The sequence below is a fragment of the Pandoraea cepalis genome, assembly GCF_902459665.1.
Taxonomy (GTDB): domain Bacteria; phylum Pseudomonadota; class Gammaproteobacteria; order Burkholderiales; family Burkholderiaceae; genus Pandoraea; species Pandoraea cepalis.
On record NZ_CABPSL010000005.1, the window covers coordinates 26,544 to 53,509 of the forward strand.

General features: G+C 65.2%; 22 protein-coding genes. 5 read left to right on the forward strand and 17 right to left on the reverse strand.

The annotated features are described in order from the left end of the window. Positions 1–30 precede the first annotated feature (30 nt). The gene (locus PCE31106_RS08595) at positions 31–525 is read left to right on the forward strand and encodes a peptidylprolyl isomerase (RefSeq protein ID WP_017234700.1); all 495 of its coding nucleotides are present in this window, start codon (positions 31–33) and stop codon (positions 523–525) included. 64 nt (positions 526–589) lie between these two features. Then, positions 590–1,408, forward strand: a complete 819-nt coding sequence (locus PCE31106_RS08600; RefSeq protein ID WP_150563021.1) for a UDP-2,3-diacylglucosamine diphosphatase — start codon at positions 590–592, stop codon at positions 1,406–1,408. Positions 1,409–1,491: 83 nt separating this feature from the next. On the opposite strand, the gene cysE is transcribed toward PCE31106_RS08600, so the two are convergent. Together cysE and PCE31106_RS08610 are read right to left on the reverse strand one after the other, a co-directional pair. Next, a complete protein-coding gene (cysE, locus tag PCE31106_RS08605) occupies positions 1,492–2,271 on the reverse strand; it encodes a serine O-acetyltransferase (RefSeq protein ID WP_150563022.1) in 780 nt (259 codons plus the stop codon). A gap of 148 nt (positions 2,272–2,419) precedes the next feature. Beyond that, positions 2,420–3,238 (reverse strand): RNA methyltransferase, encoded by an 819-nt coding sequence (locus PCE31106_RS08610; RefSeq protein ID WP_174975054.1) that lies wholly within the window; start codon positions 3,236–3,238, stop codon positions 2,420–2,422. 432 nt (positions 3,239–3,670) lie between these two features. Here PCE31106_RS08610 and PCE31106_RS08615 point away from each other — a divergent pair, with 432 nt between their 5' ends. Beyond that, positions 3,671–4,537: an inositol monophosphatase family protein gene (locus PCE31106_RS08615; RefSeq protein ID WP_017234696.1), complete on the forward strand. Its 867-nt coding sequence runs from the start codon at positions 3,671–3,673 to the stop codon at positions 4,535–4,537. 131 nt (positions 4,538–4,668) lie between these two features. Here the strand turns inward: PCE31106_RS08615 and gltX are convergent, their stop codons facing one another. Beyond that, the gene (gene gltX / locus PCE31106_RS08620) at positions 4,669–6,063 is read right to left on the reverse strand and encodes a glutamate--tRNA ligase (RefSeq protein ID WP_150563115.1); all 1,395 of its coding nucleotides are present in this window, start codon (positions 6,061–6,063) and stop codon (positions 4,669–4,671) included. A gap of 231 nt (positions 6,064–6,294) precedes the next feature. Here gltX and PCE31106_RS08625 point away from each other — a divergent pair, with 231 nt between their 5' ends. Together PCE31106_RS08625 and PCE31106_RS08630 are read left to right on the forward strand one after the other, a co-directional pair. Beyond that, positions 6,295–7,071 carry an AraC family transcriptional regulator gene (locus tag PCE31106_RS08625; protein WP_174975056.1) on the forward strand — a complete coding sequence of 259 codons (777 nt, stop codon included), beginning with the start codon at positions 6,295–6,297 and terminating at the stop codon, positions 7,069–7,071. Positions 7,072–7,299: 228 nt separating this feature from the next. Next, positions 7,300–8,964: a phosphoethanolamine transferase gene (locus PCE31106_RS08630; RefSeq protein WP_150563024.1), complete on the forward strand. Its 1,665-nt coding sequence runs from the start codon at positions 7,300–7,302 to the stop codon at positions 8,962–8,964. A 66-nt stretch (positions 8,965–9,030) separates the two neighbouring features. Here PCE31106_RS08630 and PCE31106_RS08635 read toward each other — a convergent pair whose 3' ends face one another. The 14 genes from PCE31106_RS08635 to PCE31106_RS08700 form a co-directional block, all read right to left on the reverse strand. Further along, positions 9,031–10,464, reverse strand: a complete 1,434-nt coding sequence (locus PCE31106_RS08635; RefSeq protein ID WP_026132096.1) for an NAD-dependent succinate-semialdehyde dehydrogenase — start codon at positions 10,462–10,464, stop codon at positions 9,031–9,033. A gap of 236 nt (positions 10,465–10,700) precedes the next feature. Continuing rightward, positions 10,701–11,771, reverse strand: coding sequence for a histidinol-phosphate transaminase (hisC, locus tag PCE31106_RS08640; protein ID WP_017234691.1), 1,071 nt, complete (start codon positions 11,769–11,771; stop codon positions 10,701–10,703). Positions 11,772–11,785: 14 nt separating this feature from the next. Further along, positions 11,786–12,973 (reverse strand): O-succinylhomoserine sulfhydrylase, encoded by a 1,188-nt coding sequence (locus PCE31106_RS08645; protein WP_150563025.1) that lies wholly within the window; start codon positions 12,971–12,973, stop codon positions 11,786–11,788. 225 nt (positions 12,974–13,198) lie between these two features. Further along, positions 13,199–14,719: an amidophosphoribosyltransferase gene (gene purF / locus PCE31106_RS08650; RefSeq protein ID WP_150563026.1), complete on the reverse strand. Its 1,521-nt coding sequence runs from the start codon at positions 14,717–14,719 to the stop codon at positions 13,199–13,201. Positions 14,720–14,774: 55 nt separating this feature from the next. Then, positions 14,775–15,665, reverse strand: coding sequence for a CvpA family protein (locus tag PCE31106_RS08655; RefSeq protein WP_254440957.1), 891 nt, complete (start codon positions 15,663–15,665; stop codon positions 14,775–14,777). Position 15,666: 1 nt separating this feature from the next. Further along, positions 15,667–16,692, reverse strand: coding sequence for an SPOR domain-containing protein (locus PCE31106_RS08660; RefSeq protein WP_150563027.1), 1,026 nt, complete (start codon positions 16,690–16,692; stop codon positions 15,667–15,669). A 45-nt stretch (positions 16,693–16,737) separates the two neighbouring features. Continuing rightward, positions 16,738–18,036 carry a bifunctional tetrahydrofolate synthase/dihydrofolate synthase gene (folC, locus tag PCE31106_RS08665; protein ID WP_150563028.1) on the reverse strand — a complete coding sequence of 433 codons (1,299 nt, stop codon included), beginning with the start codon at positions 18,034–18,036 and terminating at the stop codon, positions 16,738–16,740. A gap of 189 nt (positions 18,037–18,225) precedes the next feature. Continuing rightward, positions 18,226–19,101, reverse strand: coding sequence for an acetyl-CoA carboxylase, carboxyltransferase subunit beta (gene accD, locus PCE31106_RS08670; protein ID WP_017234685.1), 876 nt, complete (start codon positions 19,099–19,101; stop codon positions 18,226–18,228). A gap of 129 nt (positions 19,102–19,230) precedes the next feature. Beyond that, positions 19,231–20,055, reverse strand: coding sequence for a tryptophan synthase subunit alpha (gene trpA, locus PCE31106_RS08675; protein WP_017234684.1), 825 nt, complete (start codon positions 20,053–20,055; stop codon positions 19,231–19,233). Further along, the gene (locus PCE31106_RS08680; protein ID WP_150563117.1) at positions 20,009–20,881 is read right to left on the reverse strand and encodes a DNA-methyltransferase; all 873 of its coding nucleotides are present in this window, start codon (positions 20,879–20,881) and stop codon (positions 20,009–20,011) included. Before PCE31106_RS08680 ends, trpA begins: the two co-directional genes overlap by 47 nt. 153 nt (positions 20,882–21,034) lie before the next feature. Continuing rightward, entirely contained in the window at positions 21,035–22,237 is a 1,203-nt protein-coding gene (gene trpB / locus PCE31106_RS08685) for a tryptophan synthase subunit beta (protein WP_150563029.1), read from the reverse strand. 57 nt (positions 22,238–22,294) lie between these two features. After that, on the reverse strand, positions 22,295–22,951 hold the full coding sequence (locus PCE31106_RS08690; protein WP_150563030.1) for a phosphoribosylanthranilate isomerase: 657 nt from the start codon (positions 22,949–22,951) through the stop codon (positions 22,295–22,297). Continuing rightward, positions 22,948–23,748, reverse strand: coding sequence for a tRNA pseudouridine(38-40) synthase TruA (gene truA, locus PCE31106_RS08695; RefSeq protein ID WP_150563031.1), 801 nt, complete (start codon positions 23,746–23,748; stop codon positions 22,948–22,950). Before truA ends, PCE31106_RS08690 begins: the two co-directional genes overlap by 4 nt. Positions 23,749–23,845: 97 nt before the next feature. After that, the gene (locus PCE31106_RS08700) at positions 23,846–26,890 is read right to left on the reverse strand and encodes a motility hub landmark protein FimV (protein ID WP_150563032.1); all 3,045 of its coding nucleotides are present in this window, start codon (positions 26,888–26,890) and stop codon (positions 23,846–23,848) included. Positions 26,891–26,966: the final 76 nt, after the last annotated feature.

The window sequence follows — 26,966 nt, forward strand, 5'->3', positions numbered from 1 at the left end:
ACGGGACCCTTTCATCTGAAGGAAAGCATCATGGTTGAACTGCACACGAATCACGGCGTCATTCGCATCGAACTCGACGCCGACAAGGCGCCGAAGTCGGTCGAGAACTTCCTGAACTACGTCAAGAACGGCTTCTATGACAACACGGTGTTCCACCGCGTGATCAATGGCTTCATGATCCAGGGCGGCGGCTTTGAGCCGGGCATGAAGCAAAAGCCCACCGAGGCGCCGATCGAGAACGAAGCCAACAACGGCCTGAAGAATGTCAAGTACACGCTGGCCATGGCCCGCACGAACGATCCGCATTCGGCCACGGCGCAGTTCTTCATCAACGTCAGCGATAACGACTTTCTGAACCACAGCGCACCGACGCCGCAAGGCTGGGGCTACGCCGTGTTCGGCAAGGTCGTCGAAGGCCAGGACATCGTCGATCAGATCAAGGGCGTGAAGACCGGCTCGAAGGGCTTCCACCAGGACGTGCCGGTGGACGACGTCGTCATCGAGAAGGCCGTGATCGTCGCGTAAGCGCGTCCACCGCCAACGCAGCCTCTCGATGCCAGCATCGACTGCGCGGTGCTCGCCATGCCCTGTGACACCACGGGGCGACGGGCCCGCGCTTTTCATTTCCGATCTTCACCTCTCGCCGGCGCTGCCGCGCACGGTGCAAGTCTTCGAGGACTTCCTGCGCGGCCCCGCGCGTGAAGCGTCCGTCCTGTTCATTCTCGGCGACCTGTTCGAATACTGGATCGGCGACGACATGCTCGACGTCGCCACGCTGACCGACACCCGCACCGAAGCCGCCACGCGCCCCCCCGAACCCCTCGGCGCGTTCGCACGTCGCATGACGGCCGCAATGGCGGAACTGTCTGCGAGCGGCGTGCCGATTGCCGTGATGCGCGGCAATCGGGACTTCCTCCTCGGCGAGCGCTTCGCACGCGCGGCCGGTGCGATCCTGCTCGACGATCCGTGCGTGTTCTCGTTTCTCGGGCAGGCGCTGGTACTCAGTCACGGCGATCAGTTGTGCACCGACGACGTGGGCTATCAGCGCTTTCGACGCGTCGCCCATTCGCCGCTCGGCAAGGCGCTCTTCCTGACGCTGCCGCTGCGCTTGCGCATGGCCATCGCGAATCGCATCCGGCGGCGCAGTGCCGCCAAGGGTGCGCATCGCATGGCCTACGCCGATGCCAACGCGCAAGCCATCGCCGCCCTGCTCGACGCCGCCGATGAGCGCACGCTTGTGCATGGGCACACGCATCGTCCGGCACGCCATGCCGACGGCCGCCGCGTGCGCTGGGTGTTGCCCGACTGGGAGTTCGATGTGGCGACGCCGCGTGGCGGCTATCTGCAATGGGACAGCCACGGCTTGCGGGCGATCGATCTTGCGGACTCCGCCCCCGGCAACCGCTAAGGCGTTGCCCTCCAAAGCAAGGCGGCCCGTGCGGATGACGGGCCGTTTTCGCAAGCACTAGCGCGACCTCGCGCCATGGCGCGTTACATGTCCTGGATTTCCTTGCCCAGCTTGCGCAGCTCCGCGGTATCGATCTTGCTCGCGCCCAACGCTTCGAGATGCGCGCCAAGCTGGTTGAGCGCCGCCACCATCACATCGATCTTGTGCGCCTGATCGGTCGCGCTCTCGATCAGTCCGTGAATGGCAAGCGAGACGGGATCGTCGGCGTTCGGCGTAATGCCATAAGCGGAGAATTCCGGCTTGCGCCCGTGGTCGTTCGGCTTGGCTTGCGCGTCCTCGCGAGGCGCATCGGGGCGAATGATGCGCGCGGGATTGCCCACCGCCGTGCCGCCGGCGGGCACCGCCTTCACCACCACCGCGTTCGAGCCGATCTTCGCGCCCTCACCCACGGTGAAGCCGCCGAGCACTTTGGCGCCCGCGCCCACGATCACGCCGGGTGCCAGCGTCGGGTGGCGCTTCGCGCCGCGCGCAAGCGACGTGCCGCCGAGAGTGACGCCCTGGTAGATCGTGCAGTCGTCGCCAATGACGGCTGTCTCGCCGATCACCACACCCATGCCGTGATCGATGAAGACGCGGCGGCCAAGCGTCGCCCCCGGGTGGATTTCGATGCCAGTGAGGAAGCGCGCATATTGCGACACGTAGCGGCCAAGCCATTTGAAGCCGGATGTCCAGCATCCGTGGGCAACGCGATGCAGCATCACGGCATGCAGGCCCGGGTAGCACGTGAAAACTTCCCAGTTGCTGCGGGCGGCCGGGTCTTTCTGTCGAATGGCGGCGATATCTTCGCGAAGACGGGTGAACATGAGTCTGAATTCGATCCTGTGATGTGCGACCGGCCGCTTTGGCGCGGATCGTCGCGGCGTTACCAGGGTCCCGCGCCCTTCGTGAAGGTCGCGCACGGCGGGCACACTGGGTACGGTGGGTGCAAAAAGCGCGGCGAGCGGTGACCGGTCACCGCCGGTGCTTGCGCTCCAGAATGTGCTTCGCGACGCCGCGCAGAATGTTGACCTCCTCACGCTCCAGATGGCTCTTTGCGAAAAGTCTGCGCAGGCGCGTCATGAGCTTCTTCGGATTCTCGGGGTCCAGAAAATCGAGTTCGACGAGCGCACGCTCCAGATGCACGAGCATGCCTTCGACGTCATCGCGTGTCGCCAGCGACGCATGCGCGGTGGCATCGAGCTCCGAGGGCAACACGGCCACCGTCGCGGCATGCGGCCCTTCGCCGCGCCCGCGCGCCAGACAGCCCATGCGCACTTCGTAAGCGATGAGTTGCACTGCCTGCGAGAGATTGAGCGAGCTGTACACCGGGTTGGCGGGGATATGGACAAGCGCATTGCAGCGCTCGACATCGTCATTGGACAAACCCGTGCGCTCGCTACCGAACACGAACGCCACCGCCTCGCCCTGCCCCGCGTGCTGCACTGCGATTGCGGCGCTCTCGCGCGGCTCGGCATTGGGCGGCCCGTATTCACGCGAACGCGCCGACAAGGCGACGGCCCAGCTCACGCCCTGCAAGGCCGAATCGAGATCGGGCACGACCCACGCATTTGCCAGCACGTCGTCGGCGCCGCTCGCGAGCGCCACGGCTTCCGGATCGCGCAGCACGTCGGCCCCCGCGCGCGGTGCGGCCAGGACCAGCCGGCCAAACCCCATCGTCTTGATTGCACGGGCGGCCGACCCGACGTTGCCGGGATGGCTCGTCTCGTTGAGCACGAAACGCACTTGATCGAACAACGACGACGCGGGATGGGCAACAGCAGACTGTGACATGAGGCAGTGATGAGGAGTGGAAACAGAGGCATGCGAAAACACGACGCGCCGTCACCGGGATCGGAACCGGTCCACGCTTGTCATTCGGCTCGGCCGGCCGTTCAACGGCAAACGTCGCTATTTTGCCCTGAATCGCGAACGCTGCGGGCGGTCATGGTGGCCCCGATCGCCGGACCTCGCCGGTACTGCCATGAAACCGCCAAACCCCGAAAAAGGGTCAGAAGCAGGCGCGAAACCCGAAGACGTCTCAGCGCAGGCGCCGCGTTTTTGCTAAAATGCGCGTTTTCGTCCTTGCAAACGAGCCGCCACCCGGTGCGCGGCGCTTGCGGGGCATCGCTCTTGCTCAATTTGTTCGCTTTGTCTGCCATGCCTGACGGCCGGCCCAGAGGGGGTCGCGCGTACCGACGGCAATGGCCTTAACAGGAATCTGTCATGCAGCATCCCATGCTCAATATCGCGGTGAAGGCCGCGCGCCGCGCCGGCAACATCATCAGCCGCGCCTCTCTCGACATCGACACTGTCAAGGTCACCAAAAAGCAGCACAACGACTTCGTGACGGAAGTGGACAAAGCGGCTGAGCAAGCGATCATCGAAACCCTTCTGCAAGCCTATCCGGACCACGCCATCCTCGCCGAAGAATCGGGTGAGGAACATGGCAAGTCGGGTTCCGAATACCAGTGGATCATCGATCCGCTCGACGGCACCACCAACTTCATTCACGGCCTGCAATACTATTGCACGTCGGTCGCGCTCGCCCACAAGGGTATCGTTTCGCAAGCCGTGATCTACGATCCGACCCGCAACGAACTGTTTACCGCATCGCGTGGCCGTGGCGCCTTTCTCGACGGCAAGCGCATTCGCGTGTCGCGCCGCGATCGTCTGGCCGATGGCCTGATCGGCACCGGCTTCCCGTTCCGCGACCTGCAAGGCGTTGAGAACTATCTGAAGATGTTCGGCACGATGACCGAGCATTGCGCGGGCATCCGCCGTCCGGGCGCGGCGGCACTCGATCTGGCCAACGTCGCGGCCGGCCGCATGGACGGTTTCTTCGAGCAGGGCCTGAACGCGTGGGACATGGCGGCCGGCAGCCTGCTGATTACCGAAGCCGGCGGTCTGGTCGGCAACTACACCGGCGAATCGGACTTCCTGTTCGAAGGCGAAGTCCTCGCGGGCAACCCGAAGATCTACGCGCAGATGGTCAAGCTGCTCGAAGGCTATTCGCGCGCCAAGCGTCCGGTGTCGCCGGCCAGGGCCAGCGCCGCCAGCGCGGTTGCCTCGGAAGGCAACCTGCCGTCGTAAGGCGTGCGCAGGGGCGCTGGATGTGATGGCGCCCCCCTCGCAAAAAACCCCGGCGATGCTCGCGCATCCCGGGGTTTTGTGTTTCCGGCGCCGCCGCTGGCGGCCCGGAAAGCGCTCGCACGCTGTGCTCCTCAGGCGCCCAGACGCGCCAGCACCGTATCGCGGCCAAGCAGTTCGAGCACCGCGTCGATGGCCGGCGTGTGCGTCGTGCCAACCACGAGCAGACGCACCGGCATCGCGAGCTGCGGCATCTTCATGCCATGCTGGGCGAGCGTGGCCTTGAATGCCGGCGAGATGGCCGCCTTCGTCCACTCGGGCAACGCCGCCAGCGCCACGCCAAGATCCTTCACGGCCGCGCGCGCGGTATCCGTCATGTGCTGGGCCAGATCGTCGTTCGACGGTGCCGGCTTGCGATAGAACATTTCGGCGCTCGCCGCGATGTCCTTGATCGTGTTCGCCCGGTCCTTGAACAGCCCGACCACACCTGCGAGCGACGGACCGCCTTCGATCGACACGCCCGCCTTCTGCAGGAACGGCTCGGTCAGCCCGGCCAGGCGCTCGTTATCCGCCTGCTTGAGGTACTGGTTGTTCATCCACAGCAGCTTTTCGGGATTGTGCTGTGCGGGCGACTTGCCCAGATGATCGAGGTCGAACCACGTCACGAACTGCTCGCGCGAGAACACTTCGGCATCGCCGTGCGCCCAGCCCAGCCGTGCCAGATAGTTCACCACCGCCTCGGGCAGGAACCCTTCCTCGCGATACTGGACAACGCTCATGGCGCCGTTGCGCTTGGACATCTTTTCGCCCTGGTCGTTAAGCACCGTGGGCAGATGGGCGTAGATCGGCGGCTGCTTGCCGAGTGCTTCGAAGATGTTGATCTGACGCGGCGTGTTGTTCACATGGTCGTCGCCACGAATCACGTGCGTAATGTCCATGTCGATGTCATCGACAACCACACAGAAGTTGTAGGTCGGCGTGCCGTCCGGACGCGCGATCACAAGGTCGTCGAGCTCGTCGTTCGAGATTTCGATGCGGCCCTTGACGGCGTCTTCCCACACCACGCTGCCCGCGAGCGGGTTCTTGAAGCGCAACACCGGCTGCACACCGGCCGGCGGCTCGGGCAGCACCTTGCCCGGCTCCGGACGCCAGCGACCGTCGTAACGTGGCTTCTCACCGCGCTCGCGCTGCTGCTCGCGCAGCTCGTCGAGGGCTTCCATGCTCATGTAGCACGGATAGACGTGACCGGCGGCCTTCAGTTGCTCGAGCACTTCGCGATAGCGGTCCATGCGCTGCATCTGGTAGAACGGACCTTCGTCGTAATCGAGGCCGAGCCATTCCATGCCTTCGAGAATGACCTGCACGGCTTCCGGGGTCGAACGCTCGAGATCGGTGTCTTCGATGCGCAACACGAACGCGCCGTGATTGTGACGCGCGAAGGCCCACGGATAAAGAGCGGAACGGATGTTGCCCAGATGGATGAAACCGGTCGGGCTAGGCGCAAAGCGGGTGCGGACAGTGGTCATGATTTGGCGTGGGTGCATCGCGTCGGCGACAAACAAAAACGCCCGCGGCGGAGGGTCTCGCGCAGGCGGGTCGCCAACATTCGGAAGCTGGCATTATATCAGCCACTTGCGCGCACTCACCGAGAACGTGAGGTCGCCCCCCCTTGTGCGCCTTACTTCGTCGATCGGTGATAACGTCGGATACTTCACCATTCGATGACGGTCCGATCACGGTCGTATTCTGCTTCTCCTGCCATGTCCATCCCGATCCTCGCGCTCCGCGAATACTGCCCGACCGATCGCACCGACACGCATGACTTTCATCAGGTCGTGATCGGACTGTCCGGGCGCATGTCGATGTCGCTGGACGGCAACGCCACGCAATACGGGCGTGTAGGCGCGCGCAACGGCGTGGTGATTCCAGCCGGCGTGCGGCATGAGTACCGGGGCGACGGCCCCAACCGACAAGTCGTGCTGGATGTGCCGTCGCGTCTGGCGACGACGACAGGCTCGCAGCGCGCGTTTGCGCATGAGGCTTTTTTCACGCTCGACGCGAACCTGCTGGCAATGGCCCGGCGCGTGAGCGCGCGCATGGACGGCGAGCGTCCCCTGAGCGCGAACGACCCCGTCGTGCGTGCTTGGCTGGGCGCCCTCACGGCGCGGCTGGCGTCGTCCCGCCCCGCACAGCGTTCCGTTCGGCTGGACCTGGCGCGCATCGACGCCCGACTGCGCACTGCGCTGGCAACGCCACCAAGTACGGGAACGCTGGCACGGGAAGCCGGCATGAGCGTGCGTCATTTTCATGATGCCTTTGTCGCGATCACCGGCGAGACGCCTCACCAGCATCTGATGCGCCTGCGGCTCGCACGTGCGGCCACATTGCTGAGCACCGGCGACGCAACGCTCGCCGACATCGCCCTGGAGGTCGGCTTCAACGACCAAAGCGCCCTGTCCCACGCGTTTCGCCAGCACTACGGCCAGCCCCCCGCCGCGTGGCGGCGCCAGCGCCTCGCCCGCGGCCCTTCAGGCTAAGTCGATCGGTCGGACACCGGCACATTGGTCGGAATGCGCCGAATAACGAATAGAATTCGCCCAAAAATATTCGCATCCACGACACCAATCTCCCAATTTCTGGTCGAATTGCGGCGCTGACCGGTGCCAGACGCCACGCCGCATGCCAACCGGAACTGGCACGGCGCCGGACAAGCGGCCATCGACAGGCACGCAACGACGTGCGCGACGCATTGGGAGACACGCACCTTGAAACCACTTCTCTACCGCCTGCTCATTGCACTGGGCGGCCTGGCCCTGTTCTGGGCGTTCGGCATGCTCAGCGCCAAAGAGTACGGCAAGAGCGCGGCGCTCATGGCAACCGCCCTACCCGGGCTCACGGGCTTGTGCCTGATGCTGCGCACGCGCCCGGCATGGCTGAGCGCGACAACGCTGGGCATCGTTGCCGTCTTCTTTCTCGACGCAGCCACCAAAGGGTTTCTGCGCGACTACTTCGGTCTGCGCCCGAACCATCTGCTGGTCCTGCAAGCGGTGTTCAACACGAACCCTTCGGAAGCCAGCGAGTTCCTCCGCCACCACTGGCGCGACCTCGCCGAGGCAAGCGGGGTCTTCGCCGTGCTGATGTCGGCGGTCGTCGTGCTCGAGCGCCGCCTGTCGCGGGCGGAGGCCGCGAACGCTTTACCGCCAATGCAACGCCGCAGCCAAATCGCCGTGACCAGCCTGCTCCTGGGCTTTTTCGCGCTGCATCTGAATCCGACGATGGCCAAGGAAAACCCGCTGCTCTACTGGCCGATCCGCTATCTCGACTACCAGCGACAACTCGCGCATGCCGACACGCTTCAACGCGAACTCGACCGCAACATGGCGCAGCGCAACGATTGGCGCGTGCAGTATCGGGGGCCCGCGCGCAAGACCGTTGTGTGGGTGATCGGCGAGAGCCTGAACCGCAACAACATGTCGCTCTACGGCTACGCGCGCAACACCACGCCGATGCTCGACGCATTGCGGCGCGAACTCACGGTCTTCCGTGACGTGGTGTCGTCCGAGCCCGCGACCATGGCCTCCCTCATCAAGATGCTCACACCCGCAAGTCTCGCCGATCCCGACGCCTGGACGCATCAGCCCGATCTCGTCATGCTCGCCAAGGAGGCGGGATATCGCACCTACTGGATCTCGAATCAGGCGCCCAACGACGGCTGGTTGGGACTCGTCGCCAATCGCGCCGACGAGCGGGTCTTCATCAACAAGGGCTTGGGGCGCGGCGAGAACAATTACGACGGCAACCTGTTGCCGGAGGTCGAAGCCGCACTCGCGAGCGACGCCCCCCGCAAGCTTATCGTCGTGCATCTGCTCGGCGCGCATCCGACCTACGATATGCGTTACCCGGAGGCCTTTGCACGCTTCGACAACACAGACGATGCCGTCGTGCGCCAACTCGCGACGCAAGGTCGGTCGCTCTGGGTGCGTCGCTTGCGCAACGAATATGACAACGCCATCGCCTACAACGATTACGTGGTCGCCAGTCTGATCCGCAAGACCATGGCGGCCCCGGCGACGTCTGACGCCAGCCTGCTGTTCAGCTCAGACCACGCCCAGGAGGTTGGCCACACGCGCAATCACACAGGGCAGTCTGTCGCCGATGCCTCCGGCTACGAGATCCCGATGTTCGTCTGGACGCGAGACAGGATCGATGCGAAGCGGCGCGCAACGCTGGAATCCCGGCCCTATCAAACCGATCAGCTCGACCACACCATGCTCGGCCTGCTCGACATCGACACGACTTACTACAATGCGTCGCACGACGTGATGAGCGACGCGTTTGCCCCGGCAGCGCGCAGCATCAACGCACGCCCGTATCGAGCATCCATGGATATGGCGTCGGCCGACGGGGCAACAAAAAAGCCGATGCGATAGCTCGCATCGGCTTGCGACCCGACCGTTATCTGCTGCCTTGTCGCAGATAACCCGGGCCGGCCCGCGTCAGGCCTCCAGCCGCGACACGAACTTCGGCTGCAGGTACGCTTCGAGCGCTTCCGGGCCGCCTTCCGAACCGTAGCCGCTGTCCTTCACACCGCCGAACGGCACTTCCGGCAGGGCCAGCCCCGAATGGTTGATCGTCAGCATACCGGTCTCGACGCGCGCCGACAGGCGATGCGCCGTGCCCTGCGACGTCGTGTACGCATATGCTGCCAGGCCGTACGGCAGACGGTTCGCCTCGGCAATGGCTTCCTCTTCCGTATCAAACGGATTGACGATCGCGACCGGGCCGAACGGCTCTTCGTGCATGATCTTCGCGCTCAACGGCACGTTGCACAGCACCGTCGGCGCGTAGAAGTGACCGCCTTCAGCCGCACGCTTACCGCCGGTTTTGAGCTGAGCGCCTTGGGCCACCGCATCGTCGACGATCGCGCTGATCGCCTCGAAACGCTTGCCATTGACCAGCGGCCCCATCGTCGTTTCCGGATCCAGCCCGTTACCCACGCGCACCGCTTCGGCGGCCTTCACGAAGGCGTCGACGAACTGATCGTACACGCCGCGCTGCACGAGGAAACGAGTCGGTGCGATACACACCTGACCGGCGTTGCGGAACTTGCCGGCGGCAAGATTGCGCACGGCGGCAGCGATATCGGCATCGTTGAAAATCAGCACCGGCGCATGCCCGCCGAGTTCCATCGTCACACGCTTCATGTGCAGACCGGCCATCGCCGCCAGTTGCTTGCCCACCGGCGTGGAACCCGTGAACGACACTTTGCGGATCGTCGGATGCGGGATCAAATACGACGAAATTTCGGCAGGCACGCCATACACGAGGTTCAGAACACCGTCGGGCAGTCCGGCGTCGGCGAAGGCGCGAATCAACCCGGCCGGCGAGGCGGGCGTTTCTTCCGGGGCCTTGACGATCACCGAGCAACCGGCGGCCAGCGCGGCCGAGACCTTGCGCACCACCTGATTGACCGGGAAGTTCCACGGCGTGAATGCCGCCACCGGACCGACCGGCGTCGGGATCACCATCTGGTAGACATTCGGCACACGGGCCGGCACCAGACGGCCGTAGGCCCGCTTGCCCTCTTCCGCGAAGAATTCGATGATGTCGGCCGCCGAGAGCAGTTCGCCCTTGGCTTCGCCGATCGGCTTGCCCTGCTCCATCGTCATCTGACGTGCGATGTCGCCGACGCGCTCACGCAGCAGACCGGCGGCCTTGCGCATGAGCTTGGCGCGCTCGAACGGTGCGATTTCGCGCCATTTGGCAAAGCCCGCTTCCGCCGCCGCGAGGGCAGCGTCGAGATCCGGCTGGGTCGCTCGCGCGACGGTTCCGATGGTTTCGCCAGTGGCCGGGTTTTCGATCGGCAGCGTGAGACCTTCCGCGCCTCCCTTCCACTGCCCGTTAATGAAAAGCTCTACGTTGTGCGACATGCTGAAGTCTCCGGTTGGCAACACGCCCAACAGCATAACGCAGGCGGCGGATTCCTGTTGCCCTGCCAGCGCGCTCAGGCCGGTGCGTTTCCCGGCGCCCCCGCAGACATCTCATCACATGAAACAAAAGGGCCGACAGTGCCGGCAACGTTCCACGTTGCCGCACTGCCGGCCCTCAGGGGGAATGATCGTCCCCCCGCGTCGTCTTGCGTGACGTCGAGACGTCCCAAGCCACGTCAGCCCGCCAGAATTTCCTTCAACGCATCCGTGAACGCAACGCACTCCGCTTCCGTGCCGACTGTGATGCGAAGGAACTGCGCCACGCGCGCCTGCTTGAAGTGGCGCACGATGATCGAGCGCTCCCGCAGCGCCGACGCCAGCTGGGCTGCGTCGTGCAACGGGTGACGCGCGAACACGAAGTTCGCCGTCGACGGCAGCACCTCGAAACCCAGCGCCGACAAGCGCGTCACGAGGGCCTCACGGCTTGCGATTACCGCCCGACGCGTTGCGTCGAAATACGCCTCGTCTTCAAGGGCGGCCACGCCGGCTGCCTGCGCAAGACGGTCGAGCGGGTACGAGTTGAAGCTGTTCTTGACGCGCTCGAGCGCTTCGATCAGATCCGGATGCCCGATGGCGAAGCCCAGACGCAGCCCCGCCAGCGAGCGCGACTTCGAGAGGGTCTGAACCACGAGCAGGTTCGGATACTTCGCGATCAATTTCGCTGCGCTCTCGCCGCCGAAGTCAATGTAGGCCTCGTCGATGATGACCACCGAATCCGGATTTCCCGCCAGCAAACGCTCGATCTCGCCACCGGCCAGCAGGCGACCTGTCGGCGCGTTCGGATTCGGGAAGATGATGCCGCCGTTGGGCTTGAGGTAGTCGTCGACGCGAATCTCGAACGTGTCCGTCAGCGGCACGTTCTCGAACGCCACGCCGTACAGCCCGCAGTACACCGGGTAGAAGCTGTAGGTGATGTCCGGAAACAGAATCGGCTTGTCGTGCTTCAACAATCCCTGAAACACGTTCGCCAGCACTTCGTCGGACCCATTGCCCACATGCACGTTGGCCACTTCCAGACCGAACCGCGTGGCGATGGCCTGCTTGAAGCGGCGGGCGTCGGGATCTGGGTACCGCTTGAGCGCGTCGGCATCGCCGCCGAGCGCCTCGCGAATCGCGGCGAGCACGCGCGGCGACGGGCCGTACGGGTTCTCATTGGTATTGAGCTTGATGAGACGCTGCATCTGCGGCTGCTCACCGGGCACATAGGGCGTCAGATCGGCAACGCCCGCGCTCCAGAATCGACTCATGACGGCCACTCCGCTCAGCTCACGAAACCGCGAGCCAAATCGGCCCGAATGTCGGCAGGCGACTCCAGACCGACCGCCAGGCGGATCAGGCCTTCGGTGATGCCCGCCGCGGCGCGCGCTTGCGGCGTGATGCGACCGTGCGTCGTGCTCGCGGGATGCGTAATCGTCGTGCGCGTATCGCCGAGGTTGCCGGTGATCGAGCACACCCGCGTGTTGTCGATCACGCGCCAAGCGTTCTCACGCTGCTCGGCCGGGGTTGCCCCCTTGAGTTCGAACGCGACGATCGCGCCGCCTGCCTTCTGCTGGCGCTGCGCGAGTTCGTATTGCGGGTGTGACGGCAGTCCCGGGTAATACACACGGGCGACCTGCGGCTGCTGCTCCAGCCACTGCGCGATCGCCAGCGCGTTCTCCGATTGCTTCTCGACACGCAGCGACAGCGTCTCCAAGCCCTTGAGCAACACCCAGGCGTTGAACGCGGACAGCGTCGGACCGGCGCTGCGCACGTACGTAAACACCTTGCCCATGATGAATTCCTTCGTGCCGACAATCGCCCCGCCCAGCACGCGGCCCTGACCGTCGAGGAACTTTGTCGCGGAATGCACGACGACGTCTGCGCCGTACTCGATGGGCCGTTGCAACGCCGGCGTACAGAAGCAGTTGTCGACGACGAACAAGGCACCCGCTTCCTTCGCAATCTGGCCGATGGCGGTAATGTCGGCGATGTCGGTGAGCGGGTTGGACGGCGTCTCGAGGAAGAACATCTTCGTGTTCGGACGGATCGCGGCACGCCAGGCGTCGAGATCGGTCGGGTCGACGAACGTCGTCTCGACACCGAAGCGATTGAAGATCGTGGCGAAGACGTTGAGCGTGGAGCCGAAAATGCTTTGCGAACTGACGAGGTGGTCGCCGCCCGAGAGCGCCGACATCACGACCGAGACGATGGCACTCATGCCCGACGCGGTCGCCATGCACGCCTCACCGCCTTCGAGCGCGGCCAGACGGTCCTGAAACATCGACACGGTCGGATTGGTAAAGCGCGAGTAGGTGAAGCCCTCCTCCGAATGCGCAAAGCGTTCGGCGGCCTCGGCCGCGCTCTTGAATACGAAGCTCGAGGTCAGGTAAAGCGCCTCGGAATGCTCACCAAATTCGGAGCGCTGCGTGCCAGCGCGCACCGCCAGGGTATCGAAGTCGAAGGAGTCCATCGTGTGTCTCGTCATTAGGTTGGCCCGCCCGCCGGCCGAAAAAAGAAAAGCCCGTTTCGCTGTTCAGCAAAACGGGCTCGAAATCCATCTGTCTAGGCCTCGCTTTAGCTGTTTCGGGGAAGTTCCCCCACGTCCGCAAGCTGAATTCAAATCGACGTGAAAACGAGTGTAGCACGTTGCCGACGGGGAGGGAAAATCCCCGCCGCCCGCTGCGCCAGGGTCGGCTCAGAGGCCGAGCTGCGCCCCGCGCGGCTCGTTGTCGTCGCCGTCACCGGACTCCACCACCGGGGCCTTCGGCGCCTTGCGCTGCTGCTCCAGACGCGTCAGATACTCCGGCGTGACGTCACCGGTGATGTAGTTGCCGTCGAAGCACGAGGCGTCGAAGTCGGCCAGCGCCGGGTTGATGTCACGCACGGCCGCCTTCATGTCTTCGACGTCCTGATAGATCAGGGCGTCGGCGCCGATGATGCGCGCCACTTCCTGATCGCTGCGGTCATGTGCCACCAGCTCGCTACGCGTGGGCATGTCGATGCCGTACACGTTCGGGAACTTCACGGGCGGCGCGGCCGAGGCGAAGATCACCTTGCGCGCACCGGCGTCACGTGCCATCTGCACGATTTCCTGACTGGTCGTGCCGCGCACGATCGAATCGTCGACGATCAGCACGTTCTTGTCCTTGAACTCGACGCGCATGGCGTTGAGCTTCTGGCGCACCGACTTCTTGCGCATCGCCTGACCGGGCATGATGAAGGTACGGCCGACGTAGCGGTTCTTGAAGAAGCCTTCGCGATAATTCAGGCCCAGTCGCTTAGCGACCTGCATCGCGGCCGGACGGCTGGAGTCCGGAATCGGCATGACGACGTCGATGTCCCGATAGTCGATCTCGCGCCGGATCTTCTCGGCGAGGTAGTCGCCCATGCGCAGGCGCGCGTCGTAGACCGGCACGCCGTCGAGCACGGAATCCGGACGCGCCAGATACACGAGTTCGAAAATGCACGGATGCAACGAGGCGGCGACGGCGCACAACTGCGACGTCAGCTCACCGTCGTTGCTGATGAAGACCGCCTCGCCTGGCTTGACGTCGCGATCGAACACGAAGCCCATGCCCTCGAGCGCCACGGACTCCGACGCCACCATCCACTCCGTGCCGTTCGGGCCATCGAAGCGGCCGATGCAAAGGGGCCGAATGCCGTGCGGGTCGCGGAAGGCGAGCAGACCGAAACCGGAGATGATGGACACGATGGCGTACGAGCCGCGCAAACGACCATGCACCTTGCCCACCGCCTCGAACAGCGACCCGACGCTCAGGCCGCCGCGCGAGCTTTCCTGCAGCTCGTGCGCGAGCACGTTGAGCAGCACTTCGGAATCGGACGTGGTGTTGATGTGGCGGCGGTCGACACGGAACATCTCGTCCTTGAGCTGTTCCCAGTTCGTCAGGTTGCCGTTGTGGGCAAGCACGATGCCGTAGGGTGCATTCACGTAGAACGGCTGGGCTTGTGCGGCGCTCGACGAGCCGGCCGTCGGGTAGCGCACCTGGCCAATACCGACGTTGCCCGGCAAGTCGCGCATGTTGCGCGTGCGGAACACGTCGCGCACCATGCCGTTGCCCTTGTGCATGTAGAAGGACTGGCCATCTGTCGTCGCGATACCGGCGGCATCCTGGCCGCGGTGCTGCAGCAGCAGCAGACTATCGTAGATGAACTGGTTGACCGGGGATTTGGAAACTACACCGACGATGCCACACATGGCATGAATCCTTCAAAAAACATCGAAATCTGCAACTAACGGACCGTATTATCCGTCATTCGGAAACCTTGTGCAGGCCGGTCGACGGCGTGGCCGATCCGCCCGCCCCGCCTGCCCCGCCGCTGCGCATGCCCCACCCCTGCGATTGACCGAGCGCGCCTTGGCCGCTCAGGCCATCGCCCGTCAGCCCCGTGCCGAGGCTACCGCCGCTAACGCCGCTACCGCCGCGAAAGGCGCCACCGCCCATTGGGGCTGACGTCCCCGAGGTCTCCGCAGCCCCGGAAGTCCCCTCGGTGCGCACACCGTCCGAATGGCGCGGCGAACCATGCCCGCCCTGCCCGCCCGTATCCGGCGTGCCACGATACGGCGCCAACTGCGGCAACGGAATCGGCGTTCCCAGCGGATTGACGCTCGGCACCGCCGCCTCGGGATTGTGCAGATAGTGCTGCACCGGTTCGGGCAGATACGGCATGAGCCGCGACAACCCCGCCTCGACCCACGGACGCACCAGCGACTGCTGCCACACCGGTTGTTGTGGCAATGACGTTAACTTGGCGGCGACCATCAACAACATCAAGAGCAACATGCCGCGCACGATGCCGAACATCATGCCCAATCCGCGATCGGCCGGACGCAACCCGATCAGATCGGTCATGCGCCCGACGAGCGCGCTGACGATACCGGCGCCAAAAACCACCGCGACCAGCACCAGCAGGAAGCCAAGGGCGCCTTGCGTCATCTCGCCGCCGGGCAGATCGGCGGGCAACCAATGCGCGAGCGCCGGGCCGAAGGCGCGCGCCACGAAGAATGCCACGACCCAGCCCACCAGATTGAACAACTCGCGCACCAGACCACGCAACATGCCCAGCAGCATCGAGCCGAGCAGGATGGCAATGGCCGCGTAATCCACCACGGTCAGCAGACCGCCATGCACCGGATCGCTCAACTCAGCCTGCCTCGGCGACCTGCGCCGTCAGTCCGGCGTCGCGAATCTTCTTGCCCGCCGCTTCCGCACTCGCGCGATCGGCGAACGGTCCCGCGCGCAGCAGGTAAAGCTCACGCCCCCCCACCTTGCTCTTCACCATGTAGCTCGGCACATTCACGAGCTTGAGCTTGACGAGCCAGGCCTGCGCCCGGTCCTGAGTCGAAAATGCGCCAATGCGCACTTGGTACTTGCCGCTCGATGCCGCCGGCTTCTGCGCACTATCGTGGCTATCTGCCGATTTGGCGGGTTTGGCGGTCGTGTTGTTCTGGGCGAACTGTGCAATCGGATCGGCGACGTTGTTGTTCGGCTGCGCCTTGGCTTGCGCCTTGGCCGTGTCGTGCGAGTCCGGCTTCACGGCCGGCTTCACGTCCGCGTGCTGCTCGGGTTTCTTGACGTCGGGCTTGCTCTCCGGCTTCGCTTGCGCCACCGCCGGTTCAGGCACGGTGCTCGGCGCGGGGGCCATCGCGGCGGCAGGCGGCACGGCCGTCGGTGCCGGGGCGGGCGTCGAGACTGCCGGCTTGGCGGCGTTCGCGCCGGCCAGTGCGTTGCTGTCGAGCGCGACTTCACCCTTGTCGAGCGACGCGTCGGTCGGCGGCGTGGCTGCCTTCGGCTTCACGCGCACGGGCGGCGAGTTGGTGTCCTTTCCGGGAATCTGGATCGCGATGTCGTCAGCGGACGGTTTCGGCTCAGGGGCCAGCACCATCGGCAGAATGATGACGGCGGCGAGCACCAGCGCCAATGCCCCCACCAGACGGCGGCGCGCGCGTTGCTTCTCGGGCAGCAGCGGATCGAGTTGCTCGTGCTCGCTGTATTCGCCTGCTCCCGCCGCACGGGTGCCGGTTCGGCCGCTCCGGCGGCTACCGCGCTTGGGGGGAACGGCTTCGGCGTCTTTCTTGCGGAAGGAAAACAATCCCATAGGCCCTTGGCTCTGGTCGTAACTCGCGTCGTTGGACGGATGATGATCGCGCATCGGGGGCGAACCGCGCATGACATTTCTCGTAAGCAATTGTCACGGCCAACGTCCCGTCATGCCTTAATGGCGCTGTAATTTGCGGTGCGACATGACGCCGGACACCGTAAAGAACGATCCAAAAACGACAATTCTATCATTCTCCCCGCACTGCTCGAGCGCGGCGGCATAGGCTTTCTCGGGAGAGTCAAAGGTCTCGACCGAATGATCGGCATCCGGCGCGAACCCCACCGCCCGCAGACTCGCTTCCAGCTTCTGTGGACTCGCGGCACGTTCGGTCGGCAACGCGCACAGGCGCCAGTGATCCACTTTGTCGACGAGATGCCGCAGCACCCCCTCGATATCCTTGTCGGCCATCGCCCCGAACACGGCGTATGTGTAAGGAAAGTAGCCCATGCCGTCGAGATTGTGGCCAAGCGCGGCAGCGGCGTGCGGGTTGTGCGCCACATCGAGCACCACGGCCGGACGCCCGGGGAGCACCTGGAACCGCCCCGGCAACTCGACCGACGAGAGCCCCAGCCGAATGTCCTGCGCCGACACCGGGAGCGTGTCGCGCATCGATTCGAGCGCGGCCAGCGCCGCCGATGCGTTGAGCAACTGGTTCGCGCCCCGCAAGGCTGGATAGGCGAGCGACGGGCGGCGCATCTGGCGTCCGCCATAGCTCCACTGCTGCTTGTCGCCCTGATAGTTGAAATCGCGACCGAACAGCCACAGGTCCGCGCCGATGCGCTCCGCCTCGGCCAGCAACGAGGCCGGCGGCACGGGATCGCCACAGATCGCCGGCTTTCCCGCGCGGAAGATGCCCGCCTTCTCGATGGCAATCGCCTCGCGGGTGTCGCCGAGATACTGGGCGTGATCGATGTCGATGCTGGTCACGACGGCACAATCGGGGTCGATGATGTTCACCGCATCGAGACGCCCGCCCAGGCCGACTTCCAGAATCACGGCATCGAGCCCGGCGGTGGCGAACAAGTGCATGATCGCCAGCGTGGTGAACTCGAAATACGTGAGCGAGACCGGCGTTTCGAAGCTCGTGCGTGCGGCCTCGACCGCCTCGAAATGCTTCAGCAGCGTCGCGTCGTCGACGTTCTCGCCATTCAGGCGGGCGCGTTCGTTGAACGAGATCAGATGCGGCGACGTGTGACAGCCCACGCGATAACCCGCCGAGAGCAGAATGGCTTCGATGATCGCGCAGGTCGATCCCTTGCCGTTGGTACCGCCCACCGTGAAGACGGGGCACGGGAATTGCAGTCCGAGCGCCTCTTTCACGCGACCAATGCGCGTGAGGCCCATATCGATGCCCACAGGGTGAGCGGTTTCCAGATGGGCGAGCCAGGCGTCGAGAGTGGAGTAGGTCGGCATGGATGGTCGGGCAGAAAAACAAAAACGCGGACGTCACGTAACGTCCGCGCTTTCTATCCTGCTGAGTGATGCGTTCAAGCGCCGCATGAGCGGCACGGCGTGGCGTTGCGACATTCTACGCCGTTGCACCGCCCTTTGGGGCACCGCAGCAGTGCGCGCGACGCCATCGCGCCCGTGAATTTTCCGTGCTCAGGCGACGGCGTCCGCCGGCTGGCATTGCATCAGGGCGATCAGGCGAGCAATCTCCTCACGCATCTTGCGACGGTCGACGATCATGTCGATCGCGCCCTTCTGCAGCAGGAACTCCGAACGCTGGAAGCCTTCCGGCAGTTTTTCACGCACGGTCTGCTCGATCACACGCGGGCCGGCAAAGCCGATCAGCGCCTTGGGTTCGGCGATCACCACATCGCCGAGGAAGGCGAAGCTGGCCGACACACCACCCATCGTCGGATCGGTCAGTACGGAAATGAACGGCAGCTTGGCATTGGCCAGCTTGGTGAGCATGGCCGTGGTCTTGGCCATCTGCATGAGCGAGAGCAGGCTTTCCTGCATGCGCGCACCGCCCGAAGCGGTCACGCAGACGAACGGCACCCCCTGCTCCAGCGCGTTCTGCGCGCCACGCACGAAGCGCTCGCCGACCACCGACCCCATCGAGCCGCCCATGAAGGCGAACTCGAAGCAGGCGACCACGACCGGCAGCGTATGGATCGCGCCGCCCATGACCACCATTGCGTCGGTCTCGCCGGTGTCGTCCATCGCTTCCTTGATGCGGTCCGGGTACTTGCGGCTGTCCTTGAACTTCAGCGCGTCGACCGGCACGATCTCCTGGCCCAGTTCGTAACGGCCCTCCGGATCGAGCAGCGCGTCGAGACGTGCACGGGCACCGATACGCATGTGGTGATCGCACTTCGGGCAAACGTGCAGATTCGCTTCCACGTCGTTGCGATACAGCACCGCCTCACACGACGGGCACTTGATCCACAGCCCTTCCGGGATGCTCTTGTTGCGCTGCGTCGGATCGGTTTGCTTGATCTTCGGGGGCAGCAGCTTATCGAGCCAGCTCATAGTTTCTCCTTGGCAAACGCCCGCACCAGGCGGGGCGGGCGTTTCTGGCGACCGTGCAACACGGCCGTGTCAATTCAGCGTTTCACCGGGCGGTTCGACGAATCGACCCCGCGAACAAACGCCGCAAATCTACGCCGATTTGGCGCCCTCGTCGAGCGCCTGGCGAATACCGCCGATGAATTCAGCGAGCGATTTTACCGCGTTATGGCCTTCCAGATCACGCGGCGTGTTTTCCAGGCGCTGAACGATGGCGCTGCCGATGACCACGGCGTCGGCCACGCTCGCGATGGCGCGCGCCGTCGCGGCGTCGCGAATACCGAATCCCACCCCCACCGGCAGGGGCGCGACGGCCTTGATTTCAGGAATCTTCGCGGCCACGCTTTCCAGATCCAGGCTCGCCGCCCCCGTCACGCCCTTGAGCGAGACGTAATAGAGATAACCGCTGGCCTGACGCGCCACAGCGGCAATCCGCGCTTCGGTCGAGGTCGGTGCGAGCAGGAAGATCGGATCGATGCCATGCGCACGCACGGCCCCGGCGTAGGTCTCGGCTTCCTCGGGCGGATAGTCGACGACCAGCACGCCGTCGACACCGGCCTTGGCGGCCCGCTCGGCGAAGGTGTCGAGACCCATCGCCTCGATCGGATTGGCATAGCCCATGAGCACGACCGGCGTACGGTCGTTGGTCTGACGGAACACCGCCACGTAGCCGAGCACCTCCGCCAGGCTCACGCCGCGGGCCAGCGCGCGCTCGGAGGCGCGTTGAATCACCGGGCCGTCGGCCATCGGGTCGGAGAACGGCACGCCGAGTTCGATGACGTCGGCGCCGTTGTCGGCCAACGCATGCATCAGCTTGACCGTCCAGCCCGGTTCGGGATCGCCGGCGGTGATGAACGGGATGAGGCCCTTTTTACCCTGCGCTTGCAAGGCTTGGAACGTCGCTTGAATGCGGGACATGATCGGAAAGTCTCTGAAGTCTTTGGTGGGCGAGCGCGTGGTAATGCGCGTTCAGCTCGAAGCCGACGAAACGCCGGCCGTGCAACGCGCATGCCACGGCCGTCGTGCCGCTGCCCATGAACGGGTCGAGCACGAGACCGCCGGGCGGGCAACTGGCCAGCACCATGCGCTCGATGATATGCAGCGGTTTCTGCGTCGGATGATCGACGCGTTCGGGGTCTTGCCGGTGCAATCGCGAGATCGACCACAGATCCTTGGGGTTGTAACCCAGTTCCAGCCACTTGCTGCCCTCGAAGATACGGCGCGAGCGCGCCTTCTTCGTCGCGGCGTCGTACGGCACCCGCACCGCATCGAGGTCGAAGTAGTAATCCTTCGAGACCGCGAAAAAGCCGATGTTGTCGTGTACCGACGAGAACCGCCGGGTGCTGCCGCCCATGCTGGGCACGCGGCGATCCCAAATGATCTCGTTGATCATCAGCATGCGCCGCTTCAGGAACACGAACAGCTCGGGGGCGTACTGCCACGTACAGAACAGGTACAGCGAGCCGCGCGGCGCGAGCTTCGGTATCGCCGCTTCGAGCCAGCCATATGTCCAGTCGAGGAAATCCTCGCCGGAGCGCTTGTCCGAGTCGTTGCCGTAATCCTTGCCGAGCCCGTAAGGCGGGTCGGCCAGGATCAGATCGACGCTGCCGTCGTCCAGCTCGTGCAAGTGCTCCAGGAAGTCGGCATGACGCAAGGTGATGTCGCCCGGCGCCCAACGCGCACGCAGCTCGCCGGCCGCTTCCCTGGCCTCGAGACGCGCGGCGGCAGCTTCGGTGGCGTCCATGGGGCGCTCGGCCCCGAGGACGTCAAGTGGCGCCTTGCGATCAGTCAGATCGGTCATGCTGGTTCGGGTGTCCTTGATGGATCTTGGAATCTGAGGATTTTAGGATCTGCCATCGATGGCGTCTCGCGACGCCGCCGATCTCGCTTATGTCGCCTACGCCCCGCCCGGCGCTGGCCTGGGCAGTGCCATCACGGTGTGCATGTCCTTGTCGCCGCGCCCCGAGAGATTGACCAGCACGATCTGATCGCTCGGCAGCGTCGGCGCCAGCTTGCACGCATAAGCCAGCGCGTGGCTCGACTCCAGCGCCGGAATGATGCCTTCGATCCGGCAGCAGTCATGAAACGCGCGCAGCGCCTCGGTATCGGTCACGCCCACGTACTCGGCACGCTTGATGTCATGCAGCCACGCGTGCTCCGGGCCCACCCCCGGGTAGTCCAGGCCTGCCGAGATCGAATGCGTCTCGGTGATCTGACCGTTGGCGTCCTGCAGCAGATAGGTGCGGTTGCCATGGAGCACGCCGGGCGTGCCACCGATGATCGACGCCGCATGACGGCCGGTCTCGATGCCGTCGCCCGCCGCTTCCACGCCCACCAGCTTGACGTCCGGCACATCGATATACGGGTAGAAAATACCCATGGCGTTCGAGCCGCCACCGACGCAGGCGAGCACATAATCCGGCTGACGGCCGGCCAGCTCGGGCATCTGCACCTTGCACTCCTCGCCGATCACGCTCTGGAAATCGCGCACGAGCATCGGATACGGATGCGGCCCGGCCACGGTGCCGATGATGTAGAACGTGCTCTCGACGTTGGTCACCCAGTCGCGCATGGCTTCGTTGAGCGCGTCCTTGAGGGTCTTCGAGCCCGACTCCACCGGCACGACGGTTGCGCCCAGCAGTTGCATGCGATAGACGTTGGCCGCCTGACGCTTGACGTCTTCCGAGCCCATGTAGACCACACACTCCATGCCGAAGCGCGCGGCAATGGTCGCCGTTGCCACGCCATGCTGACCGGCGCCGGTCTCCGCAATCACGCGGCGTTTGCCCATGCGACGCGCGAGCAGCGCCTGCCCGATCACGTTGTTCACCTTGTGCGCGCCGGTGTGATTCAGGTCTTCGCGCTTGAGGTACACCTGTGCGCCGCCCAGTTCCTGGCTCCAGCGCTTGGCGTGATAGATCGGCGACGGGCGCCCGACGTAGTGCTTCAGTTCGTAATGAAATTCTTCGAGGAAGGCCGGATCGTGTTGATACTTCGCATAGGCCTCGCGCAACTCGTCGAGCGCGTGAATCAGCGTCTCGGCCACAAAGACACCGCCGTACGGACCGAAATGGCCGCGGGCGTCAGGGAAATCGTACATGGTTGTCACTCTTCGCAGTACCGGCGCACGGCTCAGGCGGGCGTTCCGGCGGGTTGCTCATTCGGCGTCGGCGGCACGCACTGCGTGCACGAACGCCGTCATGCGGGCGTGATCCTTCACGCCACGCGACGCCTCCACACCGCTCGACACGTCGACGGCGTAAGGCGTCACCCGGCCGATGGCTTCAGCAACGTTGTGTGCGTTCAAGCCACCACTCAAAACGGCCCGACGCGCGATGTCTTTTGGAATAAGTGACCAATCGAAAACCTTTCCCCCACCGCCGTAGCCTTCGACCAGGGCATCGAGCAAGATGCCTTGCGCAGCGGTGTATGCATTGGCGAATTGTAGCAAATCGCCACTGTCTTTCGTCTCCGGGCCGATACGCATGGCGCGCATGTAAGAACGATTGCCCGCCGCGGCGGCCAACACCGCGCATTGCGCCGGCGTTTCGTCGCCATGGAACTGCAGCGTGGTCAGCGGCACGGCCTCGACCGTCCGGGCAATCTCGTCGGCCGTCGCGTTCACGAACAGGCCGACCAGACTCACATACGGCGGCACCCGGCGGGCCAGCTCGGCTGCGCGCGCCAGATCCACGTAGCGCGGGCTCGGCGGGTAAAAGACGAGACCGATGGCGTCGACGCCCAGCGCCACCGCGTGATCGATGTCGGCCGGCTGCGACAGGCCGCAGATCTTGATTCGGGTACGGGATTTCATGAACTTGCCCACGGCATCGGGAACGGCCACGCCGCCCAGTTGGGCTCGGGGACCGCGAAACGCTCAGGATACCCCACCCGCGCCAGATACAGCCCGTCCGGCATGAATGTGGGGGCCGCCTGACGACGATCGAGACTCGCGAGCACATCCGTCATCCAGCTCGCCGGCTGACGCCCTCGGCCCACGGCGACCAGACAGCCCATGATATTTCGCACCATGTGATGCAGGAACGCGCTCGCCCGGAAGCGGAACACAAAGAAGTGCCCACGCTGCTCGACGTCGATGGCATACAGATGTTTCACCGGCGTCTTGGCCTGACATTCGGACGAGCGGAACGCCGAGAAGTCGTGCTCGCCGACCAGCACTCGACTCGCGGCGCGCATGGCGTCGATATCGAGCGGCGTGTGCAGCCAGCCGCATCGGCCGTCGAGCAACGGTGAGCGCACGGGATGCACGTACAGCACATAGAAATACGTGCGCTCGAAGGCGGTAAAGCGGGCGTGGAAATCGTCCGGCATCGCCTGCGCCCATTGCACCGCGACCGTCTTGGGCAGAAACGCGTTGACGCCGCGCACCCACGAGAACATGGCGCGGTCCAGGTCGGTGTCGAAATGTGCCACCTGACCGATGCCGTGCACACCGGTATCGGTGCGGCCCGCGACGGTCGTGGGCAGCGCAACGCCGCCGAAGTCCCGCAACGCGGCTTCGAGCGTCTGCTGCACGGTGTTGCCATGCGGCTGCGATTGCCAGCCGGAGAACGCCGTGCCGTCGTAATGGATGCCCAGTGCGATTCGCATATGAAAAAGAAAAATGGGCGCTCAACCTACGAGCGCCCCAAACTACGGTCAATCTGTGGTGGCTTCGTCAGCCTGTCGTGGCGTCAACTTCTCGGCGTCACTTGCCAAGCTCGGCGAGCCGTGTGCGGGCGACGGACTGCTGCGCGGCGTCGCCACCGGCAATCACCTCTTCGAGCAGTTCGCGTGCGCCTTCGTCGTCACCGATGGTCTGATACGCAGTGGCCAGCTCCAGCTTCGTATGGAATTCATCCGGCACGCCCGGCTCGACGGACGCAGCGGCGACGGGTGACGCCGGCACGGCGGGCACCGGCGCAACCGTTTGCGGCACTTGCGGCGCCGCAGGTTCGGCCGCATACGGCGTTTCCGGGGCCGGTGCATGCAGCACCTCGTGCTCGATCAGGGCTTCCGTCCCGATGTCGGTTGCCAGCGTCGGCGCGCTCACGAACGCCGGGCTCGCCTTCGCATCGTCGCCCTTCAGATCGAGGCTGAAGTCCGATAGATCGAACGACAACGGCTTGAGCGAGGGTGCCTCGTGCGCGGTGTCCGTATAGCTGCGCGACGCGACCGGCGAGTGGCTGGCCTGCTGCATCGCGGCGTCGAAGTCGGCATCGCTCAGTTCGCCGTCCGGCTCGTCGAACGCCTCCTCGTCCGCGCTCGCATGCGAGCGCAGCGGATCGTCCATCGGCGCCATCTTGAACTGCACCGAACCCATCCCCTTCGCGAGCGACGGCAAGGCATCGCTCGAAATCGTGCCCACATGCGCCGCCTGTCCCGGGATCGCCAGATCCAGATCGCCCAGCATGCCGGCTACGCTGCCGTCGAGCGAAGCGTCGGCGGGCTCGGCCGGCGCGGAAATGTTTGACTCAGGCGCAGGCACCGACGTGGCGGCAGCACCGCCGACAGCGGCGGCGGCACCCAGCGCTTCCAGCGCCGACAACGTGGCAGCCGCCGAGTCGCCATGGACGGCGGGCGCCTCGTGGGCGTCCCCGGCAACCTTGCCCGCTTCCTCGGCAAACGCAGCACCCCAATCGATTTCCGGCTTGCTGGCGGCTTCGGCCGGCGTTTCCTGCGCGGGGGGCGCCGCATCGCCCACGAGCGGCTCAGCCACCGCTTCAGACGACGCCGCGGAGGCCGACGCCACCGGCAATACATCGTGACCTTCGCCGGTTTCGTCGACGGACTCGTCGTTCAAGGGCACTGGCTCAGCGTTCCACGCATCGGGTCCACCGGCTTCGTCCACCGCGGACTCGTGCTGAATCGCGTGAACGGCGGCAACGCCTTCGTCCGACGCCGACCAGGCATCGTCGGCCGCTGGCTGCCGCGCTTCGGCTTGCGCTTGATTGGCCGCGTACAGTGCCGCGGCGCCTGCGGCACCCGCAGCCGCCACCACACCCGCCGTGGCCATGCCGTCCGACGCCGACGCAGCACCCGGTGCACCGTCATGCGGCTCATCGTGGCCCTCGCGGTCTTCAGGCATATCACGCCCGTCGTCATACGGCCCGGGCTGCCCCACCGGTGCCGCCGCGCGACGGCGACGCAACAGTGCCCACAGACCGAGCAGCACCACCAGCGCGCCAGCGCCCGGCAGCACGTAAGGATTCTGGCTCACGGCACGCCAATTCATCGCGCCATTCGGCGCCGGCTTCGCTGGCGCAACCACGGCGCTGGCTGCCGCCGTCGCGGCGACATCGCTTGCGGGTACTGCCACCGCAGCCGCCGCCTCCGATGCCGCCGTGCCCGCCGATGCGGCGGAGGCAGCCACCGTGGCCTCGGCCACGGCAGCCTCAGAAGCGACGCCCTTCGCAGCCGCACTGTCAGCGCGCGCAGCGGCGTCGGTTTCGTTCGTGCCATTGCCGTTGGCGGTATTCGGTGCCGTCTTGGCCGCTGCCGCCGCGGCCGTCGTCGTGCTGGCGGCCGGTTTCGCCGTCTTTTCCTGCGCAGTCGCCCCGGAAGCGGTGGCGGCCTGCTGCTCCAGGTTGGCGACGGCCTGATTCTTCATCGCCAACAACTTCTGGAGATCTGCAACGTTCTTCTGCAACTCGTTCACCCTGCCCTGAGCCTCGGCCTGCGCCTTGCCCTGGGCGATTTGTGCTTCTTCGCTGCCGCCGGTTCGACCGGCCGTGCCGCCCGCCCCTCCCTTACCGGGTCGCGACAGCTTCAATTCATCGCGTGTCGCGGGCGTGGCAGCTTCCGGTGCCTTGCCCGCTTCGATCGCGCCCTGTGCACTGCGGCCACCGGCCGGTGCTGCCTGCTGCGCCGTCGATTCGGCCAGCCGCGCGCGATACGCGTCGAACTGTTCCCGTGCAGCCGACACGAACTTGCGTGCTTGCGCGGGAGGAATACCTTGCACTTGTGCGTCGGACGGACGCGTGAGCGTCGCCCCCTGACGCAGCCGATTCGGATCGTCGCCGATGAACGCCGAGCGGTTTGCCTCGAACAGCGCGCTCATCATTTGCGCCAGCGTCACCCCGCCTTCGCCGCCCGTGAATTCACGGGCAATCGACGACAGCGATTCGCCATGCCCCACCTTGCGCTCGCCCCCGACGCCGGCGGCAGACGCCTTGCCCGGTTGGGCAGATGTTGCGGACGCGGAGGTGGACAAGGGGGACGTGGTGGACGCGGGGGACGCCGCGGGCGGGGTCTGACTCGCCGCCGCTGCGGGCACGACGGCCTGGGCCTGGGCCGCGCTCGCTTCCGGGATGGCGGACAGCGTCACGGCATTGGACTGACGGCCGGTGCGCCACTCGAGCACCAGCAACAGGTCGAGGAACGACGTGCTGACCGGCTCGGCCGAATCGACATGCACGAGATACGTGCCGCTGTAACCGGGCGCGCGCCCGGCCGTCGGCGAGACCGACACGGAAAGCTTCTCGAGCGTGGGGTCGTAGCGCAGACCGGCCTGCTTGAAGGCGTCGCGCGGCGCGAGCTTCACCGACAATCCGTCGGCTTCCGCCTGCGACACGTTGCCCAGCACGATGACAGCACGCAATGGCTGGCCCGGGCCCGAGCGCACCTGCTGCGGGCCGAACTCCGCCGCACCGGCGTTGAGCAGCCCGAGGCTCCACAAGACGGCCGCTGCCGCGCTCAGGCGGAACGAATTACGGGACGAGTTTGCACGCTTGCCGATCGAGTATTTCCGCACTGTGTCTTGTCAGGCCTGTCAGTCGTTTGTCACTGGCCGCCCCGGCTACAAGGGGTGCCTCCCAAAGCGCGGACGG